This is a genomic window from Delftia sp. DLF01 (assembly GCF_014852125.1).
Taxonomy (GTDB): Bacteria; Pseudomonadota; Gammaproteobacteria; order Burkholderiales; family Burkholderiaceae_C; genus Comamonas; species Comamonas acidovorans.
Genome location: NZ_JACVAZ010000002.1, coordinates 1,078,411 through 1,094,563, shown reverse-complemented (window position 1 = coordinate 1,094,563; position 16,153 = coordinate 1,078,411). Strand labels below are relative to the sequence as shown.

General features: G+C 69.3%; 12 protein-coding genes. 9 read left to right on the top strand and 3 right to left on the bottom strand.

What is annotated here, in order from left to right; translation table 11 throughout:
- Window positions 1-8 precede the first annotated feature (8 nt).
- From IB269_RS13350 to IB269_RS13335, 4 genes are all read left to right on the top strand, one after another.
- Window positions 9-3,302 (top strand): carboxyl transferase domain-containing protein, encoded by a 3,294-nt coding sequence (locus IB269_RS13350; protein ID WP_192367362.1) that lies wholly within the window; start codon window positions 9-11, stop codon window positions 3,300-3,302.
- 100 nt (window positions 3,303-3,402) lie between these two features.
- Window positions 3,403-4,545, top strand: coding sequence for a pyridoxal-phosphate-dependent aminotransferase family protein (locus IB269_RS13345; protein WP_192367361.1), 1,143 nt, complete (start codon window positions 3,403-3,405; stop codon window positions 4,543-4,545).
- Between the two features lie 33 nt (window positions 4,546-4,578).
- Window positions 4,579-4,998 (top strand): FKBP-type peptidyl-prolyl cis-trans isomerase, encoded by a 420-nt coding sequence (locus tag IB269_RS13340; protein WP_016446675.1) that lies wholly within the window; start codon window positions 4,579-4,581, stop codon window positions 4,996-4,998.
- Between the two features lie 88 nt (window positions 4,999-5,086).
- The gene (locus tag IB269_RS13335) at window positions 5,087-6,007 is read left to right on the top strand and encodes a DMT family transporter (protein WP_013804422.1); all 921 of its coding nucleotides are present in this window, start codon (window positions 5,087-5,089) and stop codon (window positions 6,005-6,007) included.
- Here IB269_RS13335 and norR read toward each other — a convergent pair.
- Window positions 5,991-7,574 carry a nitric oxide reductase transcriptional regulator NorR gene (gene norR / locus IB269_RS13330; protein WP_192367360.1) on the bottom strand — a complete coding sequence of 528 codons (1,584 nt, stop codon included), beginning with the start codon at window positions 7,572-7,574 and terminating at the stop codon, window positions 5,991-5,993. The two genes, IB269_RS13335 and norR, sit on opposite strands and share 17 nt — an antisense overlap.
- A gap of 120 nt (window positions 7,575-7,694) precedes the next feature.
- Here norR and hmpA point away from each other — a divergent pair, with 120 nt between their 5' ends.
- Window positions 7,695-8,921, top strand: a complete 1,227-nt coding sequence (hmpA, locus tag IB269_RS13325) for an NO-inducible flavohemoprotein (RefSeq protein WP_192367359.1) — start codon at window positions 7,695-7,697, stop codon at window positions 8,919-8,921.
- 79 nt (window positions 8,922-9,000) lie between these two features.
- On the opposite strand, the gene IB269_RS13320 is transcribed toward hmpA, so the two are convergent.
- Complete coding sequence (locus IB269_RS13320) at window positions 9,001-10,956, bottom strand: putative bifunctional diguanylate cyclase/phosphodiesterase (RefSeq protein WP_013804419.1); 1,956 nt, start codon at window positions 10,954-10,956, stop codon at window positions 9,001-9,003.
- A 73-nt stretch (window positions 10,957-11,029) separates the two neighbouring features.
- On the opposite strand from IB269_RS13320, the gene purU reads away from it, so the two are divergent.
- The 3 genes from purU (at window position 11,030) to IB269_RS13305 (ending at window position 14,475) form a co-directional block, all read left to right on the top strand.
- Window positions 11,030-11,878 carry a formyltetrahydrofolate deformylase gene (gene purU / locus IB269_RS13315; RefSeq protein WP_013804418.1) on the top strand — a complete coding sequence of 283 codons (849 nt, stop codon included), beginning with the start codon at window positions 11,030-11,032 and terminating at the stop codon, window positions 11,876-11,878.
- Between the two features lie 19 nt (window positions 11,879-11,897).
- The gene (locus IB269_RS13310) at window positions 11,898-12,821 is read left to right on the top strand and encodes a LysR substrate-binding domain-containing protein (RefSeq protein WP_012203013.1); all 924 of its coding nucleotides are present in this window, start codon (window positions 11,898-11,900) and stop codon (window positions 12,819-12,821) included.
- A 142-nt stretch (window positions 12,822-12,963) separates the two neighbouring features.
- Window positions 12,964-14,475 carry an FAD-linked oxidase C-terminal domain-containing protein gene (locus IB269_RS13305; RefSeq protein ID WP_192367541.1) on the top strand — a complete coding sequence of 504 codons (1,512 nt, stop codon included), beginning with the start codon at window positions 12,964-12,966 and terminating at the stop codon, window positions 14,473-14,475.
- Window positions 14,476-14,565: 90 nt separating this feature from the next.
- On the opposite strand, the gene IB269_RS13300 is transcribed toward IB269_RS13305, so the two are convergent.
- On the bottom strand, window positions 14,566-15,588 hold the full coding sequence (locus tag IB269_RS13300) for a hypothetical protein (RefSeq protein WP_192367358.1): 1,023 nt from the start codon (window positions 15,586-15,588) through the stop codon (window positions 14,566-14,568).
- Between the two features lie 118 nt (window positions 15,589-15,706).
- Here IB269_RS13300 and IB269_RS13295 point away from each other — a divergent pair, with 118 nt between their 5' ends.
- The gene (locus IB269_RS13295; RefSeq protein ID WP_013804415.1) at window positions 15,707-16,129 is read left to right on the top strand and encodes a hypothetical protein; all 423 of its coding nucleotides are present in this window, start codon (window positions 15,707-15,709) and stop codon (window positions 16,127-16,129) included.
- Window positions 16,130-16,153: the final 24 nt, after the last annotated feature.

Here is a 16,153-nt window from a genome sequence, read left to right as displayed (position 1 = left end):
GAAGTCCCATGTTCCAGAAGATCCTGATTGCCAACCGCGGCGAGATCGCGCTGCGCATCGTGCGTGCGCTGCGCGAGCTGGGTGTGCCGAGCCTGGCCGTCTTTGCCGCAGACGATGCGCAGGCGCCCCATGTATCCGCTGCCGATGCAGCCGTGCCCCTGGACGCCAGCGGCCCCTCGGCCTACCTGGACGGCGCCCACCTGCTGCGCATTGCGCGCGAGCACGGCTGCGACGGCATCCATCCGGGCTACGGCTTTCTCAGCGAGAACGCCGGCTTTGCCCAGGCCTGCGCCGATGCGGGCCTGCGCTTCATCGGCCCCGCGCCGGAGCACCTGGCGCTGCTGGGCGACAAGGCCCGCGCACGCGATCTGGCGCGCCGCTGCGGCGTGCCGCTGATGCCGGGCAGCAGCGAGGCTGTCACGCTGGAACAGGCCCAGGCCTTCTTCGAGGCGCAGCAGGCCGGGGGCGCCAGCGGCATCATGGTCAAGGCCATCGGCGGTGGCGGCGGGCGCGGCATGCGCGCTGTGGCGCGCGCCGAGGACCTGCCTGCCGCCTATGAGCGCTGCCGCAGCGAGGCGCGCGCCGCCTTCGGCGTGGACGGCGTCTATGTGGAGCGGCTGATGACGGGCGCACGCCATATCGAGGTGCAGATCCTGGGCGACGGCGGCGCAGGCCCCATCGCGCTGGGCGAGCGCGAATGCACGCTGCAGCGGCGCTTCCAGAAGCTGGTGGAGATCGCGCCCAGCCCCAGCCTGGCGCAGCCGCTGCGCGAGCGCATCACGCGCGACGCGCTGCGCATGGCCGCCGAGATCGGCTACGAGAGCCTGGGCACCTTCGAATTCCTGGTCGATGCCGCCTCCGACTCCCTGCCCTATGTCTTCATCGAGGCCAACCCGCGCCTGCAGGTCGAGCACACCATCACCGAGGAAGTCTTCGGCATCGACCTGGTGCAGGCCCAGATCCGCGTGGCGGCCGGCGATCACCTCGGAGAGCTGGGCCTGGATGCCAGGACACCGCCCGCGCCGCGCGGCTATGCCATGCAGTGGCGCATCAATGCCGAGACGCTGGATGCCGCAGGCCAGTCGCGCCCCGGCAGCGGGCGCATAGGCACACTGCAGTGGCCGGCCGGCCCCGGCATCCGCATCGACACGCATGCGGTGGCGGGCGCCAGCCCCTCGCCGCACTACGACACGCTGCTGGCCAAGCTCATCGTGCACAGCAGCGCGCCGCGCTTTGAAGACGTGCTTCGCCGCGCACGTCGCGCGCTGGACGAATGCCGCATCGACGGGCTGGCCACCAACCTGCCGCTGCTGCAGGCGCTGGCCCGGCGGCCCGAGATGGCATCGCAGGCCGTGCACACACGCTGGCTTGAAGAGGCCCTTCCCGAATTGGTGGCGGACGCCCAGGCGCTGGCCGAAGGCGCGCGCCGCACGGCTGTGGCCGCCGAGGTTCCGGCGGCGGCCGAGGCTGCTGGCGCGCCCGTCCCCGAAGGCGCCCTCACGGCCCCCATGCCCGCGCGCATCGTGCAGTGGAGCGTGGCCGTGGGCGATGCCGTGGCCGCAGGCGCCGAACTGGGCGTGCTCGAAGCCATGAAGATGGAGCATGTGCTGCTGGCGCCGCAGGCCGGCACCATCACCCAACGGCTGGCCGAGGCCGGTGCCTATGTGGCCCAGGACCAGCCCCTGCTGGTGCTGGCCGCCGCCGAAGGCGTGCAGGCCGATGCACGCGCGCAGCAGTCCGCACAGGACCCGGACCACATCCGCGCCGACCTGCAGCGCGTCATCGACCGCCATGCCTTCACGCGCGATGCTGCCCGGCCCGAGGCCATGGCCAAACGCCATGCCCAGGGCAGCCGCAGCGCGCGCGAGAACATCGCCGACCTCTGCGACGCCGGCAGCTTCATCGAATACGGTGCGCTGGCCATTGCCGCGCAGACGCGCCGGCGCAGCATGGACGACCTGATCGCCAACACGCCGGCCGACGGCATGGTCACGGGCATGGGCTCCATCAACGGCGCACAGTTCGGCCAGGAGCGCTCGCGCGCCGTCGTCATGTCCTATGACGCCACCGTGCTGGCGGGCACCCAGGGCGCGCGCAACCATGCCAAGACCGACCGCATGCTGGGCATTGCGCTGGCCCAGAAGCTGCCCGTGGTGCTGTTCGCCGAAGGCGGCGGCGGGCGGCCCGGTGACACCGACACGCCCGTGGTCGCGGGCCTGCATGTGCACACCTTTGCGGCCTATGCGGCCCTGTCGGGCCAGGTGCCCGTGATCGGCATCACCCATGGCCGCTGCTTCGCGGGCAACGCGGCCCTGCTGGGCTGCAGCGACGTGATCATCGCCACGCGCGCCAGCTGCATCGGCATGGGCGGGCCGGCCATGATCGAGGGCGGCGGGCTGGGCGTCTTCCGGCCCGAGCAGATCGGTCCCAGCAGCGTGCAGCATGCCAATGGCGTGATCGACGTGCTGGTCGAGGACGAGGCCGAAGCCGTGGCCGCCGCGCGCCATTACCTGTCCTTCTTCCAGGGCCGCACCACGGAGTGGACCGCGCCTGACACGCGCGCCCTGCGCCATGTGGTGCCCGAGAACCGGCTGCGTGCCTACGACACGCGTGCGGCCATGGCGCATCTGGTGGACGAAGGCAGCCTGCTGATGCTGCGCACGGGCTTTGGCGCAGGCATCCACACGGCGCTGGCGCGCATCGAAGGCCGGCCCGTGGGGCTGATGGCCAACAACCCCTCCCACCTGGGCGGTGCCATCGACGCCGATGCGGCCGACAAGGCCGCGCGCTTCATGCAGCTGTGCAATGCCCATGGCCTGCCCATCGTGAGCCTGGTGGATACGCCCGGCTTCATGGTCGGCCCCGAGATCGAGAAGACGGCCCAGGTACGCCATGTCAGCCGCCTGTTCGTCACGGCGGCCAAGCTGCGCGTGCCGTATTTCAGCGTGGTGCTGCGCAAGGGCTACGGCCTGGGGGCCATGGGCATGACGGCCGGCAGCTTCCATGCGCCGGTGTTCAACGTGGCCTGGCCCACGGGCGAGTTCGGTGCCATGGGTCTGGAAGGCGCCGTGCGCCTGGGCTTTCGCAAGGAACTGGAGGCCCTGCCCGAGGGCGCCGAACGCAACGCCCTGTTCGACCGGCTGCTGGCCCAGCAGTACGCCCACGGCGAGGCCATGCACATGGCCGGCACGCTGGAGATCGACGCCGTCATCGACCCCGCCGACACGCGCGCCTGGCTGTCGCGCGGCCTGGCAGGGGTGCGCGTTGCGCCTGCCCAAGCCGGCTTCGTGGACACCTGGTAGGCCCTGAAAACGCCACGGACGGCATGCTAAGCTGGCCGCCTTTCCGACGAACATGATGGCGGGCCTGCGGTGCAGGCCCCGCTGCCTCTGGAGACTCCCCATGCCCGGACTTCTGCCCGATATCGATCCCGACGGCCTGCTCGAATTCTCGGTGGTCTACACCGACCGCGCGCTCAACCACATGTCCAAGCGCTTCGCGGGCGTGATGCAGGACATCCTCACCACGCTGCAGGAGGTCTACCACGCCCACACGGCCGTGCTGGTGCCGGGCAGCGGCACCTTCGGCATGGAGGCCGTGGCGCGCCAGTTCGCCAACCGCGAAAAGGTGCTCATCGTGCGCAACGGCTGGTTCAGCTACCGCTGGACGCAGATCTTCGAGGAAGGCGGCCTGGGCGGTGGCGCCGTGGTCTGCAAGGCGCGTCGCCAGGGACCGGGCAGCCAGGACCCCTGGGCGCCCTGCGCGGCCGAGGACGTGGCCGCCGCCATCCGCACTGAAAAACCCAAGGTCGTGTTCGCCCCCCATGTGGAGACGGCCAGCGGCATCATCCTCAGCGACAGCTACCTGCGCACCGTGGCCGATGCCGCGCACGAGGTGGGCGCGCTCTTCGTGCTGGACTGCGTGGCCTCGGGCGCCATGTGGGTGGACATGGAAAAGACCGGCGTGGACGTGCTGATCAGCGCGCCGCAAAAGGGCTGGAGCAGCTCGCCGTGCTGCGCCATGGTCATGCTCTCGCAGCGCGCGCGCGAAGCCATCGAGCACACGCAAAGCTCCAGCTTCTCCTGCGACCTCAAGAAGTGGATGCAGATCGCCGAGGGCTACGAAAAGGGCCAGCACGCCTACCACACCACCATGCCCACCGACGCCCTGGTCCGCCTGCGCGACGTGATGCTGGAGACGCGTGCCTACGGCTTCGCCAAGGTGCGCGACGAGCAGATCGCCCTGGGCGCCAAGGTGCGCGCCCTGCTGGAATCGCGCGGCTTTCCCAGCGTGGCGGCCGAAGGCTGGAAGGCCCCCGGCGTGGTCGTCAGCTACACCACCGACCCCGGCATCCAGAGCGGCAAGAAGTTCATGGAAGCCGGCCTGCAGACCGCCTCGGGCGTGCCCCTGCAGTGCGACGAAGGCCCGGACTTCAAGACCTTCCGCATCGGCCTGTTCGGCCTGGAAAAATGGCACAACGTGGACCGCACCGTCGGCCACATCGCCAAAGCGCTGGACGATATCGGTGTCCCCGCCAAGGCGTGAACCCGCTGCAAACATTGCATTGAAAGAACCCTCATGAACAAGACCCTCACCACCCTGGCCGCCTCCTGCGGCCTGATGCTCGCCGCACTGACCGGCGTGGCGGCCCATGCGGCCGAACCCGTCACCACGGCCAGCGGCCTGGTCTATGAAAGCCTCAAGGAAGGCACGGGCGCCAGTCCCAAGGCCAGCGACACGGTGCGCGTGCACTACCGCGGCTACTTCCCCGACACGGGCAAGGACTTCGACAGCTCCATCACGCGTGGCCAGCCCATCGAGTTCCCCTTGACCGGCGTGATTCCCTGCTGGACCGAAGGCGTGCAGAAGATGAAGGTCGGCGGCAAGGCCAAGCTGACCTGCCCGCCCTCCATCGCCTACGGCAGCCGTGGCGCGGGCAGCGTGATCCCGCCCAACGCCACGCTGAACTTCGAGGTGGAACTGCTGGGCATCAAGTGATGGCCGGCCCGCTGGCCGGGCCAGCCCCCGCTTGATGCAAAGCCGGCCTGCGGGCCGGCTTTTTTACGGTCGTTGAAAGGGATATGCCGTGGATTCACGCAAACCGCTGGACGCGCGCGCCGCCGCGCTGATGCTCATGCTGTGCCTGATCTGGAGCCTGCAGCAGATCCTGCTCAAGGCCACGGCCGATGCCATTGCGCCCACGCTGCAGATCGCGCTGCGCTCGGGCGTGGGCGCCGTGCTGGTGTGGCTGTTCATGCGCTGGCGCGGCATGCGCGTGCAGTGGGGCGACGGCAGCTGGCGCCCGGGCCTGGCCGTGGGCACGCTGTTTGCGCTGGAATTCCTGCTGGTGGGCGAGAGCATCAACCACACCTCGGCCGCCCATGTGGTGGTCTTCCTGTATTCCGCCCCCGTGTTCGCGGCGCTGGGCCTGCACTGGAAGCTGCCCTCGGAGCGCTTGGCGCCGCTGCAATGGCTGGGCATCGCACTGGCCTTTGCCGGCATAGCGCTGGCCTTCCTGGGCGGCGGCAAGCCTTCGAAGGCAGCAGGCGCCGCCATGCTGCTGGGCGACCTGCTGGCCCTGGCCGCCGGCGTGGCCTGGGGCGCCACCACGGTGGCCATCCGCACCACGCGGCTGGCATCGCTGCCCGCCGCGCAGACCCTGCTCTACCAGCTGGCCACCGGCTTTGCGCTGCTCCTGCCCGCCGCCTTCCTGCTGGGCCAGACCCGCTTCGAGCCCACGCCGCTGGCCTGGGCCGGCCTGGCCTTCCAGTCCGTGCTGGTCTGCTTCGTGAGCTTCCTGGTCTGGTTCTGGCTGCTCACCCAATACCTGGCCTCTCGCCTGGGCGTGTTCTCTTTCATGACGCCCATCTTCGGCGTGGTCTTCGGTGCCTGGCTGCTCAGCGAGCCCATCGAGCCCAACTTCCTGGCCGGGGCACTGATGGTGCTGGCGGGGGTGCTACTGGTGAGCGGGTATGGGTGGCTGATGTCGCTCAGGCGTCCTGCCTGACCAGTCCCAGCCGCCGCGCCAGCCGCTGCAGGTTGGCGCGGTCCATCTGCAGTTCGCGTGCGGCGGCGGCCCAGCTGCCTTGGTGGCGCTGCAGGCTGGCGTCGATGAGATGGCGCTCGTAGCTCTCCACGGCTTCGCGCAGGCCTTGGGGGCTGGCGCCGGGCGATGCGGCCTGTGGGACGGGCAGGGACGGGGTGGCCGTCGCCGGGGGCTGCGCGTCATCCCAGAGATCGGCCTGGCCCAGCGTGACCATGCGAGCCCGGCCACCGGCTGGAGCGGCGGAGGGCGCACGGCTCAGCGCCCGCAGCACGCCGCGGCTGATGAGGTGCTCCAGCTCCCGCACATTGCCGGGCCAGTCCTGGGCCAGCAGGGCCGATTGCGCGGCGGGGTGAAGGCGCAGGCCGCCCAGGCCCAGACGCGAGCGGTTTTCCTCGAGGAAGAAGCCGGCCAGCATCAGCACGTCGCTGTCGCGCTCGCGCAGCGCGGGCACGCGCAGCGGGTAGACGCTCAGGCGGTGGAAGAAATCGGCGCGCATGCGGCCTGCCGCCACCTCGGCGGCCAGGTCGCGGTTGGTGGCGGCGATCACGCGCACGTCCACATGGTGTTCTCGGTCCGAGCCCAGGCGCTGCAGCTGGCCGCTTTGCAGCACGCGCAGCAGCTTGGCCTGCACGGGCAGGGACAGCTCGCCCACTTCGTCCAGGAACAGCGTGCCCTGGTCGGCTTGCTCGAACTTGCCGCTGCGCTCGGACAGCGCGCCCGTGAAGGCGCCGCGCACATGGCCGAACAGCTCGCTTTCGACCAGGTTGTCGGGCAGGGCCGCGCAGTTGATGCTGACCAGCGCCCGGCCCGCACGCGCCGACTGCGCATGCACGGCCTGGGCCACCAGTTCCTTGCCCGTGCCGGTCTCGCCCGTGATCAGCACATTGAGGTCGCTGGCCGCGACCAGGGCGATGTCCTTTTGCAGCGCGCGCATGGCCGGGCTCTGGCCGATCAGCGGACGCGATGACTCGCCCCCCGGGGCGGCGCCGGGCGCGGGCAGGGCGCGCGCACTGCGCGCCAACCGGCGCAGCCGCTCGGCCGTGGTCACGGTGGCCGCCGCCAGGTTGCTGAAGGCCTGCAGCGCCGCCAGCGCGGCCGGGTCGGCAAAGCGCCCCGGGTCCAGCGCGTCCAGCGTGAGAAGGCCCCAGGGCAGGCCGCCCGTCTGCAGCACGCAGCCCATGCAGTCGTGGACCTCCAGCGGCCCGTGACCCTGGGCCACCAGGCCGTCATAGGGATCGGGCAGCGGGCTGTCGGGCGCAAAGCGCATGGCCTGGCCCGCCGCCAGCAGCTGGGCGAAGCGCGGGTGCTCGGCAATGCGAAAGCGCCGGCCCAGCGCATCGGGCACCAGGCCATCGATGGCCACGGGCCGCAGCCACTCGCCCTCCAGCCGCAGCAGGGCGGCGGCATCGGCCGGCAGCACGGCGCGCAGGGCTGCCAGCAGGCGGCGAAAGCGCTCGCGCTCGGGCAGGTCCTGGGCCAGGTCGGCCACCAGAGGGGTCAGGGCATGCAGGGCGGTGGATGTGGTCATAAGGACTGCAATAGCTGTCAAAAAGACTCGATTTGACGAAGGTCATATTGACGCATGAAACGCCAAACCCTTGTTCTGCAAGGGCTGCAGTCCTGGCACGGCACTTGCCTTTGTCAAGGCATGCCCGGCATCGCACCGGGCATGCCCGTCCCCGTACCCAAGGAGTTTCTTGTGCTGACCGACCGCCAACGTGCCATCGTCCAATCCACCGTCCCGCTGCTTGAAACCGGCGGCGAGGCTTTGATCACCCACTTCTACCAGACCATGCTGGGCGAGTACCCCGAGGTGCGCGCCCTGTTCAACATGGCCCACCAGCAAAGCGGTGCCCAGCCGCGTGCCCTGGCCTATAGCGTGCTCATGTACGCCAAGCACATCGACCGGCTCGAGGCCCTGGGCGATCTGCCCGCGCAGATCATCAACAAGCATGTTGCGCTGCAGGTGCAGCCCGAGCACTACCCCATCGTCGGCACCTGCCTGCTGCGCGCTATCCGCGAAGTGCTGGGCGCCGAGATCGCCACCGACGAGGTCATCGATGCCTGGGGCGCCGCCTACCAGCAGCTGGCCGACATCCTGATCGGCGCCGAGCGCCAGGCCTATGACCGCACGGGGGCGGCCGAAGGCGGCTGGCGCGGCGAGCGTGCCTTCGTGGTCGAGGACAAGGTGGCGGAAAGCGCCGAGATCACCTCGTTCTACCTGGTGCCGGCCGATGGCGGCCCCGTCATCGCCCACCAGCCCGGCCAGTACATCGGCCTGCGCCTGGTGGTGGACGGCCAGGAGCAGCGGCGCAACTACTCGCTGTCCGCGCCCGCCGATGGCCGCAGCCTGCGCATCAGCGTCAAGCGCGAGGCAGGCGGCAAGGTCTCCAACTTCCTGCACGACCGGGCCCAGGTCGGCGACACGCTGCAGCTGTTCCCGCCCGCAGGCCACTTCACGCTGCAGCCCGGCGAGCGTCCGCTGGTGCTGATCAGCGGCGGCGTGGGCATCACGCCGACCCTGCCCATGCTGGATGCGGCCTTGCCCAGCAAGCGTCCCGTGGTCTTCATCCACTGCGCGCGTGAGCGCGGTGTTCATGCCTTCCGTGAACGTGTGGATGCGCTGGCCGCAGTGCATCCGCAGCTCAGCCGGTACTACTGCTATGACCGGGTGGAGGAGGGCGATGAGGTCGATGCGCAGGGACTGCTGACCGCCCGGCAGTTGGGGGAGTGGCTGCCTTCAGTGGATGCCGATGTGTATTTCCTGGGGCCCCGGCCGTTCATGCGGTCGGTGAAGGAGTCGTTGCGGGTGTTGGGGGTGCCGGAAGGGCAGGTCCGCTATGAATTCTTTGGGCCGGCGGAGGCGTTGGCCTGATTTGCCGTCGATCCGCTCGGGTCCCCTGGCCTGAGTGGTGGAGCAGGGGCCGTGCCTCGGCCCGCCGTGCATCGGGCGATCAGCCCTGCACGGCCCACATGCCCTGGTTGTCCGACACCCACTCCCCAAACGCCTGTGCGGGCAAGGGCTTGCTGCACAGATAGCCCTGGAAGAAGTCGCACCCCTTGCCGCGCAGGAATGCCAGTTGCTCGGCCGTCTCCACGCCCTCGGCCAGAACCTTGAGCCCCATGGCATGCCCCAGCGCGATCACCGACCCGCTGATGGCCATGTCGTCCGCGCTGTGCGGAATATCGCGGATGAAGCCCTGGTCGATCTTGAGCAGGTCCAGCGGAAAGCGCTTGAGGTGGGCCAGCGAGGAATAGCCGGTGCCGAAGTCGTCGATGGCCAGCCGCAGGCCCTGGGCGCGCAGGCGGCGCATGACGGCCAGGGCCTCCTCGGGGCGCTCGGCCAGGGCGCTTTCGGTGATTTCCAGTTCCAGGCAGTGCGGGGCGAAGCCCGTGGCGGCCAGCGCGTCGGCGGTGGCGCCGGCAATGTCGGTCAGCAGGAACTGGTGCAGCGAGACATTGACCGCGATGGTCATCTCGGGCAGGCCCTGATCGCGCCAGCGCTGGCCCTGGGCGCAGGCCTCGCGCAGCACCCACAGGCCCAGCGCGCCGATGACGCCCGAGCTTTCGGCCACGGGAATGAAGCGTGCCGGGGAGATGAGGCCCTCGTCCGGGTCCAGCCAGCGCACCAGGGCCTCGGCGCCCACCAGGCGGCCCGTGGCCAGGTCGATCTGGGGCTGGAAGTACAGGCGCAGGTGGCCCAGGTCTATGGCCTGCCGCAGCCGTGCCTCCATGGCCAGCCGCTCGCGCGCGGCCGAGGTCATGTCTTCCTCGAAGAAGCACCAGGCACGGCCGCTGCGCGACTTGGCGCCGTAGACGGCGGCATGCGCGCCCTGCAGCAGGTCCTGGGCATTGCCGGCGTGGGAGGGATACATGCAGATGCCCACGCTGACGCCGGCCATGACGGACAGGCCGTCCGGCGAGCTCCAGGGCTGGCCGGCCGCCGCGATCAGTTGCCGTGCGCGGGCGATGGCGTCGCCGCGCTCGCTCATGCCCTTGCACAGCACGGCCAGTTCGTCACCGGCCATGCGACCTATGAGGTCCTGGGGACCCAGGGAATCGTGCACACGGGCGGCGATGTGGCGCAGCACCTGGTCGCCAATGGCGTGGCCGTAGCTGTCGTTGACGTCCTTGAAGCGATCAATGTTCAGCAGCATCACGGCCAGCGTGCCCTGCTCGGCGGCCGCCTCGGCCACGGCGTCTTCCAGCAGCGCTGTGAAGCGCACGCTGTTGGGCAGGCCGGTGAGCATGTCGCGGTGGGCCAGGAATTCGAGCTGGGCCTCGCGCGCCTTCTCGGCCGAGATGTCGGTGAACATGCACACGTAGTGCGTGACCTTGCCCTGTGCGTCCTTGACGGCGCTGAGCGACATGCGCTCGGGGAAGACCTCGCCGTTCTTGCGGCGGTTCCAGATTTCGCCCTGCCAGTGGCCCGTGGCCTGCATGCTGTCCCACATGGCCTCGTAGAAGGCCTTGTCGTGGCGGCCTGACTTGAACATGCGCGGGGTCTTGCCCAGCATCTCCTGCTCGGTATAGCCCAGCAGCCGCGTGAAGGCGCTGTTGACCGAGAGGATGCGGCTGCGCGCGTCGGTGACGACCACGCCCTCCATGGTGTTGTCCACCACGGCGGCGGCCAGGCGCTGGCGTTCGTCGGCCTCCCGCCCGGCGGCCATCGCGGCATGGGCAGTGCGCTCTCCACGGCGCATGCGCCACAGCAGCCAGCCGCCGCCCACGGCCGTGACCAGCACCAGGGTCACCGAGGACAGCATGCGCCGCTGCGCCGCCGCCTCGGGCGGAATCTGCAGGTGCGCCAGCAGCCATTCCACGCCCCAGAGCCACAGCAGACCTGCGCACACGTACAGGGTCATTGCGCCCCAGAGCGGTATTCGGGGCTGCTCTCCCTGATCTTGCATGTGGTTCCTCAGAACGTTCCCAGAACGTGTGACTTGCGCAGGGTCGTGTCCATGCTGCGACAATTGCGCCGCTATGACCCAAGCCTATATTCTTACCCTTTCGTGCCCCGACCGGCTCGGTCTGGTACATGCCGTCTCGGGCTTTCTGCTCGAGCAAGGCGGCAACATCGAAGAGGCCGCGCAGTATAACGACCCGGCCACCGGACTGTTCTTCATGCGCGTGCAATTTGCCTGCAACGGCTGCGATCCCGCGGCTCTGAGGGCGGCCCTGGCCGACCTGGGCGGCCAGTACCAGATGAAGTGGCGCCTGCACACCAAGGCCGAAGCCATGAAGACCGTGCTCATGGTCAGCAAGGAAGGCCACTGCCTCAACGACCTGCTGTTTCGCTGGAAGAGCGGCCTGCTGCCGGTGGACATCCGCGCCATCATCAGCAACCACCGCGAGTTCTACCAGCTGGCGGCCAGCTACAACATCCCCTTCCACCACATCCCCGTCACGGCTGCCACCAAGGCCCAGGCCGAGGCAAAGCAGTTCGAGATCATCGAGGCCGAAGGCGCCGAACTCGTGGTGCTGGCGCGCTACATGCAGGTGCTGTCCAACGACCTGTGCACCAAGCTGGCAGGCCGCGCGATCAATATCCACCACAGCTTCCTGCCCAGCTTCAAGGGCGCCAAGCCCTACTACCAGGCCCATGACCGCGGCGTGAAGCTGATCGGCGCCACGGCCCACTATGTGACGGCCGACCTGGACGAAGGCCCGATCATCGAGCAGGACGTGGCCCGCGCCGACCACACCGACACCGTGGAGGACCTCACGGCCCGCGGCCGCGACACCGAGAGCCAGGTGCTGGCCCGCGCCGTCAAGTGGCACAGCGAGCACCGCGTCATCCTCAACGGCCACAAGACCGTGGTCTTCCGCTGAAGCCGGTTCCCGGCCGCCCATGGCGAACGTGACCCTTGCCGCCGGCAGCGGCTTTGCCCCGCCCGGCAGCGGCGCCCGCCGCATTCCGCCCATACAGTGCCTGCTCACTTTCGAGGCGCTGGCGCGGCTGCGCAGCGTGACGCAGACGGCCGAGGAGCTGTGCGTCACGCCCAGCGCCGTCAGCCACCGCGTGCGCCAGCTCGAGCAGATCCTGGGCACGCGGCTGTTCGGCCGCTCGGACTTTTCGCTCACCACCGAAGGCAGCGCCTACCTGTCCCACGTGCGCGAGGGCCTGGGCGCGCTGCAGCGCTTTCCGGGCGAGGTGACGGCGCCGGGCCGCCGCCGGCTCAAGCTCGCCGTCACGCCCACCTTTGCGCGCGTGATCCTGATCCCGCGCCTGCGCCAGTTCACGGAAACCTATCCCGAGATCGACATCGCCCTGCAGGTCTCCATCCCGCTGCTGGACGTGGTGGCCGAGGATGCCGACCTGATGGTGCGCTTCGGCCCCGGCCACTATGCCGATGTGGAGCACATCGAGCTGGCGCGCGACGTGGTCACGCCGCTGGCCTCGCCGGCCTTCATCCGCGAGCACGGCCCCTTCGAGCAGCCCCAGGACCTGGAAGGCATGCCCCTGCTGCGCAGCCCGCTGGAGCCCTGGCGCACCTGGTTCGGCGCCACCGGCCTGGACTGGCCCGAGCCGCACGAGGGCTCGCAGTTCAACGACATCGGCCTGATGTGCGATGCTGCCTCGGCCGGCATGGGCATCGCCCTGGTGCGCCACAAGCTGGGCGCGCCCTGGCTGGACAACGGCACCCTGGTGCGCCTGTTCGACGTGGACACGGCCAGTCCCCATGCCCACTACCTGTGCTGGCGTACCGGCACCATGGACCGCTGGGAATGCGCGGCCTTTGCTGAATGGTTGAAGAGGGCGATGGCCTGCTGAGGCGCCCATAACTGATTTCGCGGATTTCACGCGCCGTTGCAATAAACATCAGCGCAGTCCCGCTGCACAAAGACGGCAGCATCGCCTAAAGTCAGGCTCCATGACTTCCGCCAGCTCCCCAGCCAGCCCCGCTCCCGGCGCCATGGCGTCGGCCGCCGCCGATGCGGCCCACCAGCAGCCCACAGTCTCCGAGCGCGCACGGCGCCAGGCCGAGGTCGTGGCCGCGCTGGCCCGCCATGTGCCCGCCCACGCCCTGCTGTGGAATGCCGAGGACACCACGCCCTATGAATGCGACGGCCTCACGGCCTACCGCCAGCGCCCGCTGGTGGTCTGCCTGCCCGAGACCGAGGCCCAGGTCCAGGCCGTGCTGCGAGCCTGCCACGCCATTCTGGTGCCCGTGATCGCACGCGGCGCGGGCACCGGGCTGTCGGGCGGTGCCTTGCCCCATCCCATGGGCGTGACGCTGTCGCTGGCCAAGTTCAACAAGATCCTCCAGGTCGATGCGGCCAGCCGCACGGCCGTGGTGCAGTGCGGCGTGCGCAACCTGGCCATCAGCGAGGCCGCCGCGCCCTTCGGCCTGTACTACGCGCCCGATCCCAGCAGCCAGATCGCCTGCACCATCGGCGGCAACGTGGCCGAGAACTCGGGCGGCGTGCACTGCCTCAAGTACGGGCTGACGGTGCACAACGTGCTCAAGGTGCGCGGCTTCACCGTGGAGGGCGAGCCGGTGGAGTTCGGCTCCACGGCACTGGACACGCCGGGCTTCGACCTGCTGGCCGTCCTGGTCGGCAGCGAGGGCATGCTGGCCGTGACCACCGAAGTCACCGTGCGCCTGATCCCCAAGCCCCAGCTGGCGCGCTGCATCATGGCCAGCTTCGAAGACGTGCGCAAGGCCGGCGACGCCGTGGCCGCCGTGATCGCGGCCGGCATCATCCCGGCCGGGCTGGAGATGATGGACAAGCCCATGACGGCCGCCGTCGAGGACTTCGTCAAGGCCGGCTACGACCTCACGGCCGAGGCCATCCTGCTGTGCGAGAGCGACGGCACGCCCGAGGAAGTCGAGGAAGAGATCGCCCACATGAGCGAAGTGCTGCGCGGCGCGGGCGCCACGGCCATCACGGTGAGCGAAAGCGAAGCCGAGCGCCTGCGCTTCTGGAGCGGGCGCAAGAACGCCTTTCCCGCCAGCGGGCGCATCAGCCCCGACTACATGTGCATGGACTCCACCATCCCGCGCAAACGCCTGGCCGACATCCTGCTGGCCATCCAGGAGATGGAAAAGAAATACGGCCTGCGCTGCGCCAACGTGTTCCACGCGGGCGACGGCAACCTGCACCCGCTGATCCTGTTCGATGCCAACGACCCCGACGAACTGCACCGCTGCGAGCTGTTCGGCGCCGACATCCTGGAGACCAGCGTGGCCATGGGCGGCACGGTCACTGGCGAGCATGGCGTGGGCGTGGAAAAGCTCAACTCCATGTGCACCCAGTTCACCACGGCCGAGAACGACCAGATGTTCGCGCTCAAGGCCGCCTTCGACCCGCAGGCCCTGCTCAACCCCGGCAAGGTGATTCCCACGCTCAACCGCTGCGCCGAGTACGGAAAGATGCTGGTGCGCGGCGGCCAGATCTCCCACCCGGACCTGCCGAGATTCTGAGGCGACGTGCAACGGGCGTGGTGCAACCGGCGACGTGCAACGGGCGCGGTGCAACCGGCTCCGTGCAACGAGCACCATGCAACCCGCTGGTCACGGCTGCTGCAGGCAGCGCAGCCACAGCCCATCGAGCGCGCGGGCCAGCGCAGCTTCCTGCCGGGGCACGGCCAGGTCCTCCGCGAGGTCTTCGATCATGGCCTCCAGTGGTACGGCATGGGACAGGGTGCGCATGCCGCATTCCATCGCCAAGGCGGTGTCCAGGTAGGCCACGCGCGCACCGGCCACGCCCCAGCGCGTGAGTTCGCGCACACGGCCGACCTGGTTCAGCCGCAGGCGCATCGCCTCCAGCCGCTCGGCCAGGGATCTGCGGATGCGCTCCCCTGTCTCGGGTCGGTCCTCCTCCAGTCTGCGCAGTGCCGCCTCCTGCTGCTCTAGCGTGCGCTCCAGTGCTCGCAGAGCCGCCTCGCGCCCCAGCCGGGCCTCGTCGTAGCGCGGCAGGGCTGCGCGCATGCGCTCCAGCGTCTGCTTGCGTTCGCGTGCGTAGACCGGCTCGGCGAGGCGCCCGGAACGCACGCAAGCGTCGGCGGCCAGCACCAGCCGCTGCGGAGCTGCTTCGGCGCCCAGCCCTTGCGGACGGAAGCTGCGGCAGTCTGTCATTTCCTCCAGCATGCGCAGGTCTTCCAGGTGCAGGCGCATGCGTTCCGCGTCCTTCTGCGCCTCAAGCCGATGGCGGCCCAGCATCTCCTGGCGCTGGCGCTCCAGCATCAGCAATTCGCGCCAGCCGCCACGCAGCCGGGCCTCGAACCGTGCCTGCTCGCCATCGGCCGCTTGCTGCAGCTGCTCGGCATCCTGGCGCAGACGCAGCTGCAGGTATCCATGCGTGCCTGATCTCTCGCAGGTGTACTCGACGATGCGCCCGCCGCTTCCATCGCCCACGCTGCGCCATGCACTGCGCGCGCATGCGTTCCTCTCCTGGAGCACCTGGCCTATCGAGACCCCCGATGCACCGCCCCAGGACGCGGCCCGGACCGCGAGGACATCGTCGTCGTCACCGCCGCAACCGCCCAGCACCAGTACAAGGCTCGAGGGCAGCAGCCACACTCGTTGCCAACGCATTTGCTCCCCCGTGCATGTGATTTCCAGATCGATGGTTGATATTAACTATCAATAAAAAAGAGATGTGATTTTTATCAATACTCACATCTCAATCAGACCAATCCCATAGCGTTCGCGCATGCAGGATGCAAAGCAGCGGTTTGCTCAAAAATTACGTGATTCGATGCAGGCCCAGGGCTATGAAGCCAGGCCTGCCGTGCTGGAGCACGAGTTCAATTCCCGTTTCTGGGGCAAGCCCATGTCCCAGCACGGCGTGCGCCTTTGGCTGGTCGGCAAGACCATGCCCAACGCCAAGAAACTCGCTGCGCTGGCCGACTGGCTGCAGGTGCCGCTGGAGGAGTTCCTGCGCTCGCCGCAGCAGGTTCGCGAGGTGCGCGAACCCAAGAGCGCCTGGTCCGCAGGCCTGGGCTATGAGGACAACGAGCTGTTCAAGATCTACCTGCGCCTTCCCGTGCCCAAGCGCCGGCTGGCGCGCGACGTGATCCTGGCCATTGCGCGCGCCCATGATGCCGAGGAAGCGGAACGCGCCGCAGGCTCGTAGCCAGGCGGCGCGTCGGGTTTGCAT